This window comes from Hanstruepera sp. CR43, from assembly GCF_055227665.1.
Genome location: NZ_CP200078.1, coordinates 797,539 through 815,932 on the forward strand (window position 1 = coordinate 797,539; position 18,394 = coordinate 815,932).

Below are 18,394 nucleotides of genomic sequence, written 5' to 3' on the forward strand. Positions count from 1 at the left end.
AAACGCAAACTAGTAACCATGAACCACACTCAAAAAATGCTTCGAGATGACGCCTTAAAAGGTAAAACCATTATTGTAACGGGTGGTGGTTCTGGCTTGGGCAAAGCCATGACCAAATACTTTTTGGAATTAGGCGCTCATGTAGCCATCACGTCCAGAAATTTGGAAAAACTGGAAAACACGGCCAAAGAACTGGAAGCCGAAACCCGCCTTACGGTCGGGCAGGCTGGTGGCACTTGTTTACCCTTGCAATGTGATGTCCGTCATTATGACCAGGTGGAAGCTATGCGTGATGCCGTGATTGCGAAATTTGGTAAAATTGATGTTTTATTGAACAATGCGGCTGGAAATTTCATATCACCAACCGAGCGTTTATCAGCCAATGCCTTTGATACCATTATTGATATCGTTTTAAAAGGCACCAAGAATTGTACGTTGGCTGTTGGAAAACATTGGATAGACACCAAACAAAACAATACCGTAGTTCTGAACATTGTGACAACCTATTCTTGGACAGGTTCTGCCTATGTGGTACCCAGTGCGGCTGCCAAAGCAGGTGTGCTGGCTATGACCCGTAGTTTGGCGGTTGAATGGGCCAAGTATGGCATGCGTTTTAATGCCATTGCTCCAGGACCATTCCCAACCAAAGGTGCTTGGGACAGATTACTACCTGGTAACCTGAAGGATAAATTTGATATGGCTAAAAAAGTGCCTCTAAACCGTGTCGGTGAGCATCAGGAATTAGCCAATTTGGCAGCTTATTTGGTTTCCGATTTTTCAGCCTATGTCAATGGTGAAGTCATTACTATTGATGGTGGCGAGTGGCTAAAAGGTGCTGGAGAGTTCAATCTACTGGAAGATATACCACAAGATATGTGGGATCAATTGGAGGCGATGATTCGCAGTAAAAAAAGCAAATCTTAAATCAAATTTCAGGCTATTTTTTAACCGAAAATGTTTAACGTTTGTTAACAACTTCCGTTTTCTAAACCCACAAATAATTGTATTTTTACGCGTATTAAAACCAAATCAATTTAATGGGTAAAATCATAGCAATTGCTAACCAAAAAGGCGGTGTTGGAAAAACAACCACTTCGGTAAATTTAGCCGCTTCATTGGGTGTTCTTGAAAAAAAAGTCCTGCTAATAGATGCAGACCCACAAGCCAATGCCACATCAGGTTTGGGCATAGATGTCGAAACTGTGGAAATAGGAACCTACCAGCTATTGGAACACACCAATAGCGCGACAGATGCTATTGTACCAAGTGACACACCAAACCTGGATATAATTCCCGCACACATCGACCTGGTTGCTATTGAAATAGAATTAGTCGATAAAGATGAGCGCGAATACATGCTAAAAAAAGCCATTGAATCTGTAAAAGACGACTACGACTTCATACTAATAGACTGTGCACCTTCATTGGGATTACTGACCCTAAATGCGCTAACAGCCGCTGATGCGGTGATAATCCCCATTCAGTGTGAATATTTTGCATTGGAAGGATTGGGTAAATTATTGAATACCATCAAAAGTGTTCAAAAAGTCCACAATTCGCAATTGGATATTGAAGGCTTGCTATTGACCATGTACGATTCGCGTTTACGACTATCCAATCAAGTGGTTGAAGAAGTCCAAAAACATTTTAATGACATGGTGTTTCAAACAATCATTCAAAGAAATGTGCGTTTAAGTGAAGCACCTAGTTATGGTGAAAGTATCATAAATTATGATGCCAGTAGTAAAGGTGCCAGTAATTACTTAAGTTTGGCAAAAGAAATCATTAATAAAAACTCCTAATTATGGCGAAGGCAACCAAGAAACAAGCATTAGGTAGAGGTTTATCAGCATTACTAAAAGATCCTGCGAACGATATTACTTCGGTTCAGGATAAGCATGCTGATCAGGTTATTGGAAATATTGTCGAGTTGGACATTGACGCCATAGAAATAAATCCGTTTCAGCCGCGAACCAATTTTAATGAAGAATCGCTTCGAGAATTAGCATCGTCTATCAAGGAATTGGGAGTTATTCAGCCGATTACAGTCAGAAAATTAAATTTCAATAAATTCCAACTGGTTTCCGGTGAGCGCCGTTTTAGAGCCTCCAAATTAATCGGATTGGAAACTATTCCAGCTTACATTCGTATTGCCAACGATCAGGAATCTTTGGAAATGGCCTTGGTTGAAAACATTCAACGTCAGGATTTAGATCCTATTGAAATAGCCTTATCCTATCAACGCTTAATTGATGAAATTAACCTGACCCAGGAGCAAATGAGTGATCGAGTAGGTAAAAAACGCTCGACCATCGCCAATTATTTGCGATTGCTAAAACTAGACCCTATCATTCAAACAGGTATGCGCGATGGTTTTATTAGCATGGGACATGGTAGAGCTATCATAAATATTGAAGACCAAAGCCAGCAATTGGATATTTACGAAAAAATCATCACGAATAAATTATCTGTTCGTGAAACAGAAGCTCTGGTACGTAATTTTCAAACGGACAAACCAGCTAAAACTAAAGAAGCCGTTGAAATCCCTAAATACATCAAAAAGGGTGTTAAGGATTTTTCGGATTACTTTGGTCATAAAATCGATGTGAAGGTCTCAAAAAATGGCAAGGGCAATATTACCATTCCGTTTCATTCCGAAGAAGATTTCAATCGAATAATTAAACTGATTAAGCGTGCTAAATAGGTTTCTGATAGCGCTTTCCCTCTTCACCTTTTGTTCTTTCACTGCTTTTGCGCAAGAGGACGAGAAACAGGAAGACAAAAAGGAATCAACTGAAACGCTTCAAGTAGAAGCAGCGACAGTTATCAGAGACCCTATTGATCCATTGGCACCTGCTCGTGCTGCCTTTTATTCTGCTGTACTGCCAGGACTTGGTCAGGCTTATAACGGAAAATATTGGAAAATTCCTATTGTATATGCTGGTTTAGGAATTGGTATGTATTTCTATTTAGACAACGATAAAGAATACAATCGGTATAGAGATGCCTATAAACGGCGTTTAGCTGGATTTGAAGACGATGAGTTTTTTGGAACCGTAACGGATGATGGATTGCGCGAGGCTCAAAAAACCTTACGCCGAAATAAAGAAATATCCTTATTGGTAACTATAGGCATTTATGCCCTAAATATTATCGATGCCAATGTAGATGCACATCTGATGCAATATAACGTTGATGAAAATCTGTCGTTGAGACCCCATTATAAAATCAATGAATTTGACAATACTGGTGATTTGGGATTAACTGTTAATTTTAAATTTTAGGTTATGAAAATCGCATTACTGGGATATGGGAAAATGGGAAAAATTATTGAGCGTGTTGCTTTAGAGCGTGGTCATGAAATCGTCATCAAAACATCGGAAGAAGGTGGTTATGACATTCAAGATGCTGATATAGCGATAGACTTTAGTGTGCCAACAGCAGCCTTTTTCAATATTGTTAATTGTTTCAAGCACCAAGTACCTGTCGTTTCAGGCACAACAGGCTGGTTACACAATTACGAAAAAGCCCTTAAAATCTGCGAAGATGAAAAAGGGGCTTTTATCTATGCATCCAATTTTAGTTTGGGAGTCAATATATTTTTTGAATTGAACGCCCATTTAGCCAAACTGATGAATGGTCAAAAACAGTATACAGTTGCAATGGAAGAAATTCATCACACGCAAAAACTGGACGCTCCAAGCGGAACAGCCATTACATTAGCTGAATCCATTATTGAAAAAAATGACGCTTACGGCAATTGGAAATTAAATGAAGCATCTATAGGCAATATCCCCATTCACGCTAAACGTATTCCAAATGTGCCTGGCACGCATGCCATTACCTACAACAGCCCAACAGACAGTATAAAAATAGAACACATAGCACACAATCGTGAAGGATTTGCTCTAGGAGCCGTAATAGCTGCTGAATGGCTATTGGGCAAAACAGGCGTCTACACTATGAAAGATGTGTTAAATATTGGTTAAGATGACTTATTTCGGTAACATTAGGAGCAAACTTGACCACTAATACAGACAATAAAATTTAGGATATGACATTGACACAATTATTTATCGTTTTCCTGATCATTCAGGTTATCCATGGATTAGGAACTTGGAAATTATATGTGAAAGCAGGCAGACAAGCATGGGAAGCCTTTGCTCCTGTTTACAATGCCGTGGTTTTAATGAAAATAATCAACCGACCTTGGTACTGGGTTATTTTATTATTCTTACCCATAGTGAACCTCATTATGTTCCCTGTGGTTTGGGTTGAAACCGCCAGAAGCTATGGAAAACATTCAGCTGTTGACACCTTGTTGGCTATTGTAACCCTTGGTTTTTACAACTACTACCTAAACTATGCTTTAGATTTAGAACACATTAAAGATCGGGATTTACATCCCAGAACCTCATTGGGTGATTGGGTGAGTTCCATTCTCTTTGCTATTGTGGCAGCCACCATTGTACACACGTATTTTATTCAGCCATATACTATTCCAACCTCATCGCTGGAGAAATCCCTGTTGGTTGGTGACTTTTTATTTGTCAGTAAGTTCCATTATGGTGCGCGTGTTCCCATGACCAGTGTGGCGGCACCCATGGTTCATGATACCATTCCTGTTTTAAAGAAAAAATCATACTTATATAACGACCATGATAAAAATGCCTTTGTCAATAAATTATCGCTTCCGTATTTGAGGATTCCTGGCTTTCAGAAAATAAAACATAATGACATTGTGGTTTTTAACTGGCCGGCCGATTCCTCATACAGTATGGCTGTAAACCATCCTGATAGAAAATATGATAAGCCTATTGATAAGAAAACCAACTATGTAAAGCGTTGTGTTGGCTTGCCTGGTGACTCATTACAAATAAAGGATGGCTTCGTTTATATCAATGGCAAACAAAATGTGTTGCCAGATAGAGCCAAATTGCAATTCTTCCATACGGTTGAGACCAAGTCTGATATTAGCCAAAACTTTTTAGACAAATATGGTATTACCGAGTTTACCCGAGTGTTTTCACTGCCAACCAATGTTTGGGATGATGAGCGCGTGCAGGATTTTTTAAGTACAAACAACACACATTTAGATGTTGTTTACAAGGATAGCACGAATGTTCATGTGGTTGGACAAATGAGTCAAACGGCCTTTGATAGACTCAAATTCAGTTTTGTTAATAATAAAATCAGTGCCAATGCCACTTTAGAGTTAGCTGAACAAATGAAAGCAGACCCCAATGTGGTTTCAATAGTCAAAAACAATTCCAAAACACGAGACAGCGGTATATTCCCTCATGACCCTAATTATAATTGGAATAATGACAACTTTGGCCCCATGTACATACCGCAACAAGGTGCCACAGTTGACTTAAATTTAGAGGTATTGCCACTCTATAAGCGAATCATTACGGAGTATGAAAATAACACCATTCAGGTTAAGGGTAATCAAATTTTTATCAATGGTGAATTGGCACCTAACTACACCTTTAAAAAAGATTATTACTGGATGATGGGTGACAACAGACACAATTCTTTGGATGCGCGTTCATGGGGGTTTGTTCCATTTGACCATGTAGTTGGTAAACCGGTATTTATCTGGATGAGCTGGAACACCAATGGTAAAGGCATCAAAGAAAAAATCCGTTGGGAGCGTTTGTTTACCACTGTAAATGGAAGCGGCGAACCTGTCTCCTATTTGATTCCGTTTTTAGTCTTATTAGCCGCATGGTTTGGATTCAGTAAATTTAGAAAGCGTAAAAAAGCGCAAGCTTAAATACCAAGCCTAAATAGAATACCTGTTTTTTATGAGTGATATTTTAATTCACCCAACTTATTTTCCAAACATCGCACATTTTTCGGCTATGGTTCAAGCTGATACTGTTACTTTTGAATGGGATGATAATTTTCAGAAGCAGACCTATAGAAATCGTTGTTATGTTTACGGTGCCAATGGAAAACTGTCCTTGAATATTCCGGTTATCCACACACAAAAAGAGCGTCAAAAATATCGAACGGTTAAAATTCAAAACACCGAAAAATGGCAACGCAATCATTGGAAATCTTTGGAATCGGCTTACAGAACCTCGCCCTATTTTGAGTTCTACGAAGATGAATTAAAGTTCTTATTTGAAATACCTGTTGATAATCTGTATGATTTCAACCTCACCTGTATTGAAACCATTTGCGACTGTCTTCAAATTGAATTAAAAACTGATAAATCGGTTACCTATGAAAAAACACCAACTACCAAAACCGATTATCGTTTTCTGGTAAATGCTAAGCAAGAAACCACTATGCCTTTTGATGATTATATACAAGTTTTTTCAGATAAGCACGGATTCATTGGGAACTTGAGTATTTTAGACTTGCTGTTCAATGAAGGTCCAAACAGTATCAACTATTTGGAATCGCAAAAAATCCCTATCTAATGTGGCAGGTTGTTATTCACTATGGCATTCATTTTATAGTGCCTCTTTTGGTTGCTTTGTTATTTTTTAAATCTATTTGGGTTAATGCCTATTTGATAATGATAGCCTGTATGCTTATTGATTTAGACCATTTACTAGCCAGTCCTGTTTTTGATGCCAACAGATGCAGTATTAACTTCCATCCGCTGCATAGTTACTATGCTATTGGAGTATACTTATTATTAGTGCTTTTTAAAAAAACCCGAATATTGGGACTTGGTTTGACTATTCATATTATAGCAGATTGGGCAGATTGCTTACTCATGTAATTTGAATCGCGCCATAATAGGATAGTGATCCGAAAGTTTATTGTCAAATGTTTTAAAGGAAGTCAACTCCAGTTCCGGATTATAAAAAATATAGTCTATTCGTACAGGGAAGAACTTGAATTCATAGGTACGACCAAAACCATTTCCTTCTTCCTTAAAGGCATCCTCTAATTCACCTTTAATTTCCTTATACACATAGGAAAAAGCGGTATTATTAAAATCCCCACAAATAATCATTTTATAAGGGCATTGTGCTTTATGGGCTAAGAACAATTCTGTTTGTTCCTGCTGCATTTCAAACGTTTTTTCAACACGCTTTAATAACCGTTCGGAGTCCTCCTGGTTCAATTCCACTTTGGTATCAATTTTCAATGATTGCAAGTGGATATTATAGATTCGGATCGTATCTGATGCCTTAACAATATCTACAAAAATGGCATTATTAGATGTTTCAGGAAATTCAACAGAGCCCGAATTAACAATAGGATATTGCGAAAAAATAGCCTGCCCGTATTTAGTTTTTCGTCCCGATAATTTTTCGTACTTATATTTAAAAAAGGATAGATCGATATTTTCATGTGGATGATATTCCTGAATGCTCAATACATCGGGCGATTTATCTTTCAAGAAATCTACAATATTTGTTTCGATACCTTTTTCCGGTATCCAATTGTACAGATTAAACAGGCGCACGTTAAAATTCATGACATCCAATTGACTGTCATGCACGTCATTATTTGATGATGAAAACTTGTAGAGCGACCCAAAACTTAAATAACCAATAACCAAAACCAGTAAAGATATCAGCATTTGTTTTTTTAACTTAATCAACCAATACAATAGAAATAACATGTTGATTACGATAAGAAAAGGTACTCCTAAACTCAAAACTGACAGTAGTGCAAAAGATTTTGGCGGCACAAACGGTAACACATAAGATAGCAGTAAAACAAAAGCTAATAGACCATTTACTAGGTAGATAATCTTGTCTATTAACTTGAGATTTTTCATAACTATTTACCCGCTTTAAATAGAAACTCTTTTTCTTCCTTGGTTAAACTATCATAACCACTTTTACTGATTTTATCTAAAATGAGGTCTATTTTTTTCTGCTTATTAAACTCATTAAATTCAGCTTTAGTATAACCTGCTACTTTACTGGATTTGTTTTTGTGAACCGTTTTCAATGGCGATTTTTGTCTGCGCTTAAAGATACTGGCGAAGCTATCCATCATTTTTTCAAACCCTTTTCCAATGTCGGTCCCTTTCAATAATTGTTTACCATAAAAATATCCTAAAACAGCACCACCTAAATGCGCTAAATTCCCACCAGCATTACCCTGAACAGGATCACTGATTCCAGCCACAACACCTAAAATATCAAAAACGACTACGGCTACCCCAATATACCATAGTTTGATTTTAAATGTAAATAAACGCACTTCCATACTGGGCATATAGGCACATAAAAATATCAACAAGGCTCTAATGGCCGCAGAGGCACCAATTAATTTGGTTCCATATTTGAATACATCAGGAAAAAGGTTGTAACCAAGCAGAAAAATGAGTCCGCCAAAAATGGCTCCCAAAAAATAAACATTCAGACCCAACTTGGTGTTAAATAAATTCGAGAACATCCCGCCAATAAAATACAACCAAATCATGTTGAACAAAAAGTGCCAAAAGCCATAATGTACAAAGGAATAGGTAAGCAAACTCCAGGGCTGTACTATAAAGTCTGAAATATCACTGGGTAATTCAAACCAATTCAGCCCAAACTGAAAAAGGTTTTTGAGTAACAGGCCAACAATGAATAAAATAAAATTAATGACTATGAGTTTCTCAAACACATTCAGTCGTTGTAATTTGTCTTTTATGTCATGATTTAAACTGGTCATTACCTATCCCATCGATTTTTGTTGAACTGTGTTTTTTTCCAGTACCACATCATTAAAAAACCAGTCAATGCACCTCCAATATGTGCCATATAAGCTGTGTTACTTGGACTAAAGAATGATTGACCTGTAATAGCTGAAATTAAATCCAAAATAATAATACCAGGAATAAAATACTTAGCTTTAATTGGGATGGGTAAAAAGATGAGCATCAATTTAGATTCAGGATACAACATACCAAAAGCAACTAAAACACCCATAATAGCTCCCGAAGCACCTACCATTGTACTATTGAATACAGTAATAAAACTCGACAATTTATCAGTAGAAAGATGATTTACCCAACGCGTATCATACATAGCATATCCGGACTTCAGAGTCTCTAAAGTTTGCGCCTGATCAAAGCCAGCTTCATTTAGGATATTCAATCCCGAATAAAATTGATAATAATAATACCCTATCATGATAAGTGCTGCTCCCAATCCCGAGGATATGTAAAAGAACAGGAATTTTTTACTACCAAAACGCTGCTCCACTGCCGTTCCGAACATCCAAAGTGCAAACATATTAAAGAAAATATGCATAAATCCTCCATGCATAAACATGTGCGTTATAATTTGCCATGGTTGAAATGCGGCATTCTTTGGGAAATGCAAGGCAAACCAATCATAAAAAACGGTATTCTCACCAAAAGCAGCACCGCCTATGGCAAGCGTACCTATAAACATAATCACGTTAATGATTATTAAATGCTTAACGGTATCGGTAATATTATTCAGCATAAACTTTTATAAAAACTTTTTATCCAACTCGTCAACCGTTAACGTAATAAACGTGGGTTTATTGGTTGGTGATACATTAGGTTCTTTGCAGCCAAACAAACTATTGACTAAATGTTCCTGCTCAACTGCTGTTAATGACTGACCGGTTTTAATGGCCAAACTTTTAGCCATAGATTTAGCCAACATATCGGATGAACTAAAATGACTATCTGGAATCTCATTTTGAATATCAGCAATCAATTGCTCCAAAACAACCGACACTTCACTGGCTGGCACATTAATGGGCACACCCGTAATTTCAATGCTATCCTTTCCAAAATTCGAGAACACAAATCCTGTGTGTTCTAAATCTTCCTGAACGTTTTGTAAAATGCTAATTTCATCACTTGAGAAAAATAATTCGACTGGAAACAACAATTGCTGACTCACACTTTCTTTTATAGTAATATGTTTTAACAAATCTTCATACAACACACGTTGGTGTGCACGATATTGATCTATTAACAACATACCAGATTTTATATTACTCACAATATATTTATTGTGAACTTGATATGTGGATTGCGATGTTTCCGTTTGCTTGGAATCTTCAAACATACTTTCGGTTTGATGGTCACTTTCAAACTGCATCTCGCTAAAATCCTGCTGTGAATGTGTTCCTTTAGATTCCAGTCCTACATACAGGCTTTCCCATGAAGCAGCAGGTTCCTTTCTAAAGGCTGTTCGCGTTCCTTTACCGGAAACTTTCTCCTCCTGAAACGGATTGAATGTTGTATCGACCTCAACTTTTGGAAATTGAGCATCCTTATCTTTATAGTTATAAGGTGTATCTAAATTAGAATCACGCTCAAAATCTAAAACCGGAGCTATACTAAATTGCCCCAGACTATGCTTTACCGATGCCCTTAAAATAGCATATAAGGTCTGTTCATCATCAAATTTAATTTCAGTTTTTGTAGGGTGGATATTGATATCAATGCTTTGCGGGTCCACGTCCAGATTCAGGAAATAACTGGCATGAGTGCCATCTTTCAACAAACCTTCAAAAGCTGAATTTATGGCGTGATTTAAATAAGCACTTTTGATAAACCGGTTATTCACGAAAAAAAACTGCTCGCCTCTGGTTTTTTTAGCAAACTCGGGCTTTCCAACAAATCCTGAAACTTTTAGAACTTCCGTTTCTTCAGTTACAGGCACCAATTTCTCATTGGTTTTGTTTCCAAATATATTGACTATACGCTGTCTGTAATTACTTTCCGGTAAATTAAAAACCTCACTGCCATTGTGATACATGACAAATGCGATATTAGGATGCGCCAAAGCCACACGGTGAAATTCATCTATAACGTGACGTAGTTCCACTGGATTGGACTTCAAAAAATTACGACGCGCAGGAATATTAAAGAAAAGATTTTTTACGGCTATAGAAGTTCCTTTAGGTGTCACCACCACCTCTTGTGATTTTACTTCACTGCCTTCAATGACAATTTCAGTCCCTACATCATCAGCTTCTTGTTTTGACTTTAACTCGACATGGGCAATCGCGGCTATACTGGCTAAAGCTTCCCCACGAAAGCCTTTAGTATGCAACTGAAATAAATCTTCAGCACTGCGTATTTTGGAGGTTGCATGACGTTCAAAACTCAATCGAGCATCGGTAATACTCATACCTACACCATTATCAATAACCTGAACGAGTGTTTTTCCAGCGTCTTTAATCAATAATTTAATGGTAGTCGCTTGAGCATCAATAGCATTTTCCAACAACTCCTTAACAACGGAAGCTGGTCTTTGAACCACTTCTCCTGCTGCTATTTGGTTGGCCACATGATCAGGAAGTAATTGTATGATATCTGCCATTAGCTTTTTGGAAAGAAAATTGACAAATCAAAACCTATGATAAACAGAAAGATTAAGACCAAAATACTCACAATAATCAACACGCGACGGTTGGCATTTTCATCAGCATTGTTTCGATAGTCATCCCAAGCTGAAACAAATTTATTCTTTAAGCCGCCATTATTTCCAACAGTGGTTCTGAAATCATCAAACTTATGTTTGATTTCATAAGGGTTTCCTTCACCTTTATAATGTCTTGGAGTATAACTGAATTTTTTATTTTTTTTAGCCTTAAAAACACCCATAATCTTAATTATTCATATTGACTTAAAACATATATCACTACTAGTACAGTAATCAAAAACAAGACCAAAAATATTGGGGAACTAAAAAAGTTCTTTTTACGTGTTCTTGATTGTTTTAAGTTTTCCCATTCAGCTTTAATATTGGCATTGCTGGTTTCAGTCTCGTTATCTTGAAATCTTGGTTTATAATTAAAACGTCTCGCTGACTTTGCCAAAGTAATACCAATTATGAAATACCCTCAAAAATACTGAATTTACAAGGAAATACTAAAGTAAAAATCCCAAAAATTGTTAACAGGGAAATTATTAATAGTGATTAGGCTGACAGGTTTAAATGCGCCATTTTAATGGCAGCCACAGCCGCTTCTGTACCTTTATTACCATGCTTACCGCCTGATCGGTCAATGGCTTGCTGTAAGGTGTTATCTGTTAGAACACAGAAAATCACGGGTACATTATGTATGATATTAAGGTCTTTGATTCCTTGAGAAACCGCATCACAAACAAAATCGAAATGCTTGGTTTCACCTTGAATAACACTTCCTATAGCAATCACAGCATCCACATCCTGTTCCTGCATTTTTTTACAGCCAAAAATTAATTCGTAACTACCAGGAACATTCCATCGCGTAATTTGATCTTCAGGTACTTGATTTTCAATAAGCGTTTTGTAGGCACCTTCAAACAACCCTTCGGTTATGGAATCATTCCATTCTGAAACAACAATCCCAAACCGAAAGTTCTTCGCGTTTGGGATTGTGTTCTTATCGTAATCTGATAAATTTTTATTTATTGTTGCCATCTTATTTATTTGCCATGGCACGTGTTTTTCCAATAAAGACATCAATATCGGTTGCCTCTGTTGACTCTGGATATTTTTCTTTAATGGTTTCAAAATGCTTTAATGCTACAGCTGTTTTCCCTAAATCCATAGCCACTATTCCAGCCTTATACAAGTACATAGGTGTGGTGAAATCATTGGAACGCATATTAGCTGCTTCTTCATAATAACCTAAAGCATCTTCCTCCTGGTTTAATTGCACAAAAGCATCACCAATACCACCTTTGGCCATAGGCGCTAATATTTCATCTTCCCCTGAAAATTCACTTAAATAAGTGACTGCGTTTTTATAGTCCTTTAAATTTAAGTAAGCCATTCCTGCATAATAATTTGCCATATCAGCTGCTTTGGAACCACTGTATTCTGAAGCAATATCCAACATACCAAATTTACCTTCACCGCCATTTAAGGCTAGGTTAAACAAGGAATCCTTTGCAGTAGTAGACGTCACTGCCTGATCGTAATATTTTTGAGCCTGGAACATATCGTTCATGGCTTCATTTTGTTTTGGCTTGGCTATAAACTCATTGTATCCCAAATATCCCAATACCACAGCAGCTACTATTCCAATGATAACAAAAATATATTTCTGATTGGCTATAACCCAATCTTCCGTTTTGGAAGCTGTTTCGTCAAGCGTATTAAAAACTTCAGCCGTTGTTGAGTGCTCCTCAACTTCGTGTTGTTTTTCTTCTTTAGTCTTTGGTTTATATCCTCTCTTCTTGTACGTTGCCATATATTCTAAATTTGTGCGCCGCAAAAATATAATTTTTCTTTAGATTTAAAAGGGTATTTTTTTGTTATTTTTCAATAATTTGCACATCTTTTAGCACAACAAACTCAAAAACTTTAACAAGCTGCTTTTTTATGATTTTAAAGTCATTAGCCTTACTTAATTATAAGAACTTTGAAAATCAAGCCTTCGTTTTTAACAACAAAATCAATTGTTTTGTAGGGAAAAATGGTGTCGGAAAAACCAATGTACTGGATGCTATCTATCATCTGTCCTTTGGAAAAAGCTATTTTAACCCTATTGCGCTTCAAAATATTAAACATGACGAATCCTTCTTTGTTGTCAACGGTGAATATGAATTACACGATAAGGTTGAAAAAATTGTAGTCAGCTTAAAAAAGGGACAAAAAAAGATCATAAAGCGCAATGGTAAAGCCTATGATCGCTTTAGCGATCACATTGGATTTTTGCCTTTGGTTATTATTTCGCCAGCAGACCGGGATTTAATCATTGAAGGCAGTGCCACCCGGAGGAAATTTGTTGACAGTGTTATTTCACAAAGTGATAAGACCTATTTAGAAACACTCATAAAATATAACAAGGTCCTAGCGCAGAGAAATTCGCTTTTAAAATACTTTGCCCTTAACAATACCTTTAATAATGATACCTTAAGCATTTATAACGAGCAACTTGATCAATATGGTCATGACATTCATAAAAAACGGATGCAATTTTTGGAAACTTTCATCCCCATTTTCAGATCGCGTTACAAGGCCATCAGTAGTGGCAATGAAGATGTGGATTTGATTTACGAAAGTGATTTGACCAATAATAATCTTATTGATCTACTTCAAAAGGGAATCAACAAGGACAAAGCCTTACAGTATACCAATACTGGAATTCATAAAGACGATTTGGTTTTTAATATTGAAGGACACCCTATCAAAAAATTTGGAAGTCAAGGTCAGCAAAAATCATTTTTAATTGCTTTGAAACTGGCGCAATTTGATTTTATTAAAGCTCAAAGTGGTGTCAATCCTATTTTGCTATTGGATGATATTTTTGATAAATTGGATGAGCAGCGTGTGGGCCAAATCATTAAGTTGGTTGATGACGAAAATTTTGGTCAATTATTCATTAGCGATACCCATACTGACCGAACGGAAGCTGCCATAAAACAAGTACATCAATCTTATGAAATATTCAAACTATAACATTATATTAACTACTTTAATAGTTTTATTATTAATTAGTTGTAAAAATAATACTGAAGATTATGCAAATCATTTAAATGGCTATTGGGAAATTGAATCCGTGATTCTTCCTGATGGCCAGCAAAAAGATTACACCTTTAGCAATACTGTTGATTATATTGCCGTGAATGACAGTCTTACTGGCTTTAGAAAAAAATTAAAGCCAACCTTTAATGGCAATTTTGAAACATCCAATCTTGTTGAAAATTTTACTATTAAATTTGAAAATGACAGTTTAAACCTATATTATCAAACACCATATGATCATTGGAAAGAGACTGTTTTAAATGCTAACGACAATAATTTACAGGTAATCAACGCCAGTAAAATCATATATAATTACAGAAAGTATCAACCTATTAATCTTGATTAATGGCCAAACGACACACCGAATATCGTAACATTGCCGATGCATTAAAAGAATTTGTTGAAACCAATAAATTGGATAAAGGTTTAGATGCTGTAAATGTCCAAGATGCCTGGGCTCAAATGATGGGAAATGGCGTCAATAATTACACAACTGACATCCAATTAAAAGGCGATGTATTGTATGTACAATTAAGTTCCAGCGTCTTACGAGAGGAATTAAGTTATGGCTCCCAAAAAATCATTGTCATGTTGAATGAACGTTTAGGCAAAGAATTGATAAAAAAACTTGTTTTACGATAATAAAAAAGCCAGAACAGGTGTTCTGGCTTTTTTTATATTATATAGGTAGCCTAAAACATCTCACGTCCTGAAAAATGAAACGCGCCTTCAATAGCGGCATTTTCATCACTATCACTACCATGTACAGCATTTTCACCTATTGATGCAGCATACAATTTACGGATAGTTCCTTCGGCAGCTTCAGCTGGGTTAGTAGCACCAATTAAGGTTCTAAAGTCTTCAACAGCATTATCTTTTTCAAGTATAGCTGCAACAATTGGTCCTCGAGTCATGTACTCAACCAATTCACCAAAAAACGGACGCTCTTTGTGAATCGCGTAAAACGCTTCAGCATCTGCTTGGGTCATTTGAGTTAATTTCATTGCTACGATTCTAAATCCTGAAGCATTAATTTTTTCTAAAATTGCGCCAATGTGTCCTTTTTCAACAGCATCTGGCTTAAGCATAGTAAATGTTCTATTTGTTGCCATTTCTTTGTTTTAATTTGGCTGCAAAAGTAATGTTTTTCTACATAAAAACCATGTAAACCCATATTAAAAAATTGTATATTCGTTGCCTATGACACAGGAAGATATTAGAGACATAAAAACGCTGCTAAACGCACCAAAAAAAATAGTCATTGTACCTCACAAAAATCCGGATGGTGACGCATTGGGAGCCACTTTAGCATTGGAGCATTACTTAAAAAAGCAACATCATGATGCCGTAGTTATTTCACCTAATGATTATCCTGATTTTTTAAAATGGCTTCCTAATGAATCAGACATTTTAAAATACGATACTCAATTAGATACTTGTAATACCTTAATTAATGAGGCACAAATTATTTTTACATTAGATTTTAATGCCTTAAACCGAGCCGGTGATATGGCATCAGCTCTTGAGAGCAGTTCGGCAGTAAAAATAATGATTGACCATCACCAACAACCCGATGATTACGCCCAATATGTATATTCTGATGTGGCTATGAGCTCCACCTGCGAAATGGTTTATCATTTTATTACCTATTTGGATGACAAAGATCTGATTGACGAAAATATAGCTACCTGTTTATATACCGGTATTATGACTGATACCGGATCGTTTAGATTTCCGTCAACAACCAGTGACACGCTTCGGGTTGCCGCATTTTTAATGGATTGTGGTGCCAACCATGCCGAGATACATAATCAGATTTTTGACACCAACAGTTATGACCGCATGCAATTATTAGGTCAAGCACTATCGAATTTAAAGGTGATTCCCGAATCGCGAACCGCTTATATTTCGCTCTCTCAAGAAGAGCTGCAACAACACAATTTTAAAAAAGGAGACACTGAAGGTTTTGTAAACTACGCCTTGTCTTTAAACGATGTTGTGTTTGCTGCCATTTTTATTGAAGACAGGCAACAGGAAATCATAAAAATATCGCTTCGCTCCAAAGGCAAATTTTCTGTAAATGAGTTTGCCAGAGCCCATTTTGATGGTGGTGGACATATCAACGCAGCTGGTGGCAAAAGTGAAACCAACCTAAAATCGACAATTGATAAATTTATTAGTATCTTACCATCCTATAATAAAGCCCTAAATGATGACTAGATTCTTTTTAATTTTAACGTTAGCAGTCTTTTGTGCTTCCTGCAAATCACCTGAAGCCAGAAGACCCATATCGGCAAAAACCGGTTCATTTATTGATCAATCGGTTCAGCGCAACATTAAACTTAATGAACGTGAAACAGCTGATATTGAAAAAATAATGTCTGAAAATCCAGAAATTGATTACATCGCATCGGAAAGCGGATTCTGGTATTACTACAATCACAAAGTTGCTGATTCATTGGAAACACCTGGTTTTGGCGACTTGGTAAACTTTGATTACAATGTGAAATCATTAGATGGATCGCTTATTTATTCTAAAGGTAGTTTACAAAACCAAAACTATCTTATGGATAAGCAAGAGCTTTTTACTGGTTTACGAGAAGGCTTAAAGCTCATGCGATCGGGAGAGACAGCAACGTTCTTATTCCCATCTCAAAAAGCATACGGATACTATGGTGATGAAAATAAAATAGGCACCAATGTTCCTTTAATTTGTGAAGTAACCATAAATTCGATTAAAGATCTTTAATATTAAAACAACCGAAAAAATAATAAACAACAATATGAACATTTATAAACAGACTATGAAATTTTTAGTACTTGCATTATTAATGACTGCTACCTCATGTGAACAGGAAAAATATCCTGATTTAGAAGATGGACTCTATGCCGAATTTGTTACCAATAAAGGCACCATGGTAGCCAAATTATATTATGATAAGGTTCCTGTGACCGTTGCTAATTTTGTGGCATTGGCAGAAGGAACACACCCAAACGTTACTGATTCTCTTAAAGGGAAGCCTTTTTATGATGGAATAACCTTCCATAGAGTTATTGATAAATTTATGATACAAGGTGGTGACCCCACAGGAACTGGATCTGGTTCTCCAGGTTACCGTTTTTTAGATGAATTTCACCCTGATTTAAAGCATGATAAACCTGGTATATTATCAATGGCCAATTCTGGTCCCGCTACAAACGGTAGTCAGTTTTTTATTACCGAAGTACCCACACAACATTTGGATAACAAACATTCTGTTTTTGGTGAGTTAGTCATTGGCATGAATGTTCTGGATACTATTTCCAACGTTAAGGTTACTCCAGGCAGCAACAAACCAGTGGAACCTGTAGTTATTGAAAAACTAAATATTATTCGAAAAGGTGAAGCTGCGGCAAGTTTTGATGCTGCTAAAGTCTATACCGAAGAATTACCAAAAATTGAAGAGAAACAAAAAGCTCTAAAAGAAGAAGCACAAAAGAAACTTAAAGAATCTGCCAGCATTGCTGCTGAAAAATTTGTGACTGATAACAGTAATCTTCCAGGTCCCGTTGTAAAATCGGACACTGGCATTGTGATGATATATATCAATGAAAGTAAAGGTGATAAGCCAAGTAGCGCTGATCGTGTATTAATAAACTATGCTGGTTATTTTGAAGATGGACGCCTATTTGACACCAGCTGGGCTGATGTTGCCAAAGAAAACAATGTATATAACGAACAACGTGATAATCAAGGTGGCTATAAACCATTTGAAGATGCCTATAATGCCACAGCTAGAACGGTTCCTGGTTTTAAAGAAGCTATGCTAAATATGAATGTTGGTGATAAGGTTCGTGTATTTATTCCGTCTTATCTAGGTTGGGGCGAACAAGGCTCTGGTCCTATTCCTCCTAATGCGAATGTTATTTTTGATATTGAGCTAGTCGGTATCAAATAGAAATAATACTATCTATAAAAAAGCAGCTCAATGAGCTGC

The 18,394-nt window shown here is 36.5% G+C and carries 22 protein-coding genes; 14 read left to right on the forward strand and 8 right to left on the reverse strand.

The genetic code is table 11. The features are described 5' to 3' along the window. Window positions 1-18 precede the first annotated feature (18 nt). The 8 genes from ACKXGU_RS03460 (at window position 19) to ACKXGU_RS03495 (ending at window position 6,742) form a co-directional block, all read left to right on the forward strand. The gene (locus tag ACKXGU_RS03460; protein WP_463466678.1) at window positions 19-924 is read left to right on the forward strand and encodes an SDR family oxidoreductase; all 906 of its coding nucleotides are present in this window, start codon (window positions 19-21) and stop codon (window positions 922-924) included. 113 nt (window positions 925-1,037) lie between these two features. After that, a complete protein-coding gene (locus tag ACKXGU_RS03465; RefSeq protein ID WP_463466679.1) occupies window positions 1,038-1,802 on the forward strand; it encodes a ParA family protein in 765 nt (254 codons plus the stop codon). A gap of 2 nt (window positions 1,803-1,804) precedes the next feature. Then, the gene (locus ACKXGU_RS03470) at window positions 1,805-2,704 is read left to right on the forward strand and encodes a ParB/RepB/Spo0J family partition protein (protein ID WP_463466680.1); all 900 of its coding nucleotides are present in this window, start codon (window positions 1,805-1,807) and stop codon (window positions 2,702-2,704) included. Next, complete coding sequence (locus ACKXGU_RS03475) at window positions 2,694-3,284, forward strand: DUF5683 domain-containing protein (RefSeq protein WP_463466681.1); 591 nt, start codon at window positions 2,694-2,696, stop codon at window positions 3,282-3,284. Before ACKXGU_RS03470 ends, ACKXGU_RS03475 begins: the two co-directional genes overlap by 11 nt. 3 nt (window positions 3,285-3,287) lie before the next feature. Continuing rightward, entirely contained in the window at window positions 3,288-3,989 is a 702-nt protein-coding gene (gene dapB, locus ACKXGU_RS03480; RefSeq protein WP_463466682.1) for a 4-hydroxy-tetrahydrodipicolinate reductase, read from the forward strand. 65 nt (window positions 3,990-4,054) lie between these two features. Next, window positions 4,055-5,779 (forward strand): signal peptidase I, encoded by a 1,725-nt coding sequence (lepB, locus tag ACKXGU_RS03485; protein ID WP_463466683.1) that lies wholly within the window; start codon window positions 4,055-4,057, stop codon window positions 5,777-5,779. Between the two features lie 31 nt (window positions 5,780-5,810). Continuing rightward, on the forward strand, window positions 5,811-6,434 hold the full coding sequence (locus ACKXGU_RS03490) for a WbqC family protein (RefSeq protein WP_463466684.1): 624 nt from the start codon (window positions 5,811-5,813) through the stop codon (window positions 6,432-6,434). Continuing rightward, entirely contained in the window at window positions 6,434-6,742 is a 309-nt protein-coding gene (locus ACKXGU_RS03495; RefSeq protein WP_463466685.1) for a DUF6122 family protein, read from the forward strand. The genes ACKXGU_RS03490 and ACKXGU_RS03495 overlap by 1 nt, the downstream gene beginning before the upstream one ends. Here ACKXGU_RS03495 and ACKXGU_RS03500 read toward each other — a convergent pair. The 7 genes from ACKXGU_RS03500 to ACKXGU_RS03530 form a co-directional block, all read right to left on the reverse strand. Beyond that, window positions 6,731-7,753, reverse strand: a complete 1,023-nt coding sequence (locus tag ACKXGU_RS03500) for an endonuclease/exonuclease/phosphatase family protein (RefSeq protein WP_463466686.1) — start codon at window positions 7,751-7,753, stop codon at window positions 6,731-6,733. The two genes, ACKXGU_RS03495 and ACKXGU_RS03500, sit on opposite strands and share 12 nt — an antisense overlap. 2 nt (window positions 7,754-7,755) lie before the next feature. Continuing rightward, window positions 7,756-8,640, reverse strand: a complete 885-nt coding sequence (locus ACKXGU_RS03505) for a rhomboid family intramembrane serine protease (protein WP_463466687.1) — start codon at window positions 8,638-8,640, stop codon at window positions 7,756-7,758. Next, window positions 8,640-9,416 carry a rhomboid family intramembrane serine protease gene (locus ACKXGU_RS03510; RefSeq protein WP_463467402.1) on the reverse strand — a complete coding sequence of 259 codons (777 nt, stop codon included), beginning with the start codon at window positions 9,414-9,416 and terminating at the stop codon, window positions 8,640-8,642. Before ACKXGU_RS03510 ends, ACKXGU_RS03505 begins: the two co-directional genes overlap by 1 nt. Window positions 9,417-9,425: 9 nt before the next feature. Continuing rightward, a complete protein-coding gene (gene mutL, locus ACKXGU_RS03515; protein WP_463466688.1) occupies window positions 9,426-11,279 on the reverse strand; it encodes a DNA mismatch repair endonuclease MutL in 1,854 nt (617 codons plus the stop codon). Continuing rightward, entirely contained in the window at window positions 11,279-11,563 is a 285-nt protein-coding gene (locus ACKXGU_RS03520) for a riboflavin synthase subunit beta (RefSeq protein ID WP_103052953.1), read from the reverse strand. The genes mutL and ACKXGU_RS03520 overlap by 1 nt, the downstream gene beginning before the upstream one ends. Window positions 11,564-11,879: 316 nt before the next feature. Then, entirely contained in the window at window positions 11,880-12,365 is a 486-nt protein-coding gene (gene ribH / locus ACKXGU_RS03525) for a 6,7-dimethyl-8-ribityllumazine synthase (protein ID WP_463466689.1), read from the reverse strand. A 1-nt stretch (window position 12,366) separates the two neighbouring features. Continuing rightward, on the reverse strand, window positions 12,367-13,140 hold the full coding sequence (locus tag ACKXGU_RS03530) for a tetratricopeptide repeat protein (RefSeq protein WP_103052956.1): 774 nt from the start codon (window positions 13,138-13,140) through the stop codon (window positions 12,367-12,369). 131 nt (window positions 13,141-13,271) lie between these two features. Between ACKXGU_RS03530 and recF the strand changes: the two genes are divergently transcribed. From recF to ACKXGU_RS03545, 3 genes are read left to right on the forward strand one after another with little or no spacing between them, the layout of a single operon-like run. Next, complete coding sequence (gene recF / locus ACKXGU_RS03535) at window positions 13,272-14,351, forward strand: DNA replication/repair protein RecF (RefSeq protein WP_463466690.1); 1,080 nt, start codon at window positions 13,272-13,274, stop codon at window positions 14,349-14,351. Beyond that, window positions 14,332-14,763, forward strand: coding sequence for a hypothetical protein (locus ACKXGU_RS03540; protein WP_463466691.1), 432 nt, complete (start codon window positions 14,332-14,334; stop codon window positions 14,761-14,763). The genes recF and ACKXGU_RS03540 overlap by 20 nt, the downstream gene beginning before the upstream one ends. Continuing rightward, window positions 14,763-15,059: a DciA family protein gene (locus ACKXGU_RS03545; protein WP_463466692.1), complete on the forward strand. Its 297-nt coding sequence runs from the start codon at window positions 14,763-14,765 to the stop codon at window positions 15,057-15,059. The genes ACKXGU_RS03540 and ACKXGU_RS03545 overlap by 1 nt, the downstream gene beginning before the upstream one ends. A gap of 50 nt (window positions 15,060-15,109) precedes the next feature. Here ACKXGU_RS03545 and ACKXGU_RS03550 read toward each other — a convergent pair whose 3' ends face one another. Continuing rightward, on the reverse strand, window positions 15,110-15,529 hold the full coding sequence (locus tag ACKXGU_RS03550) for a nucleoside-diphosphate kinase (RefSeq protein WP_103052960.1): 420 nt from the start codon (window positions 15,527-15,529) through the stop codon (window positions 15,110-15,112). Window positions 15,530-15,617: 88 nt separating this feature from the next. On the opposite strand from ACKXGU_RS03550, the gene ACKXGU_RS03555 reads away from it, so the two are divergent. The 3 genes from ACKXGU_RS03555 to ACKXGU_RS03565 are packed head-to-tail and all read left to right on the forward strand — an operon-like array spanning window position 15,618 to window position 18,355. Then, the gene (locus tag ACKXGU_RS03555) at window positions 15,618-16,637 is read left to right on the forward strand and encodes a DHH family phosphoesterase (protein ID WP_463466693.1); all 1,020 of its coding nucleotides are present in this window, start codon (window positions 15,618-15,620) and stop codon (window positions 16,635-16,637) included. Then, the gene (gldI, locus tag ACKXGU_RS03560; RefSeq protein ID WP_463467403.1) at window positions 16,630-17,166 is read left to right on the forward strand and encodes a gliding motility-associated peptidyl-prolyl isomerase GldI; all 537 of its coding nucleotides are present in this window, start codon (window positions 16,630-16,632) and stop codon (window positions 17,164-17,166) included. The genes ACKXGU_RS03555 and gldI overlap by 8 nt, the downstream gene beginning before the upstream one ends. 55 nt (window positions 17,167-17,221) lie before the next feature. Further along, complete coding sequence (locus ACKXGU_RS03565; RefSeq protein ID WP_463466694.1) at window positions 17,222-18,355, forward strand: peptidylprolyl isomerase; 1,134 nt, start codon at window positions 17,222-17,224, stop codon at window positions 18,353-18,355. Window positions 18,356-18,394: the final 39 nt, after the last annotated feature.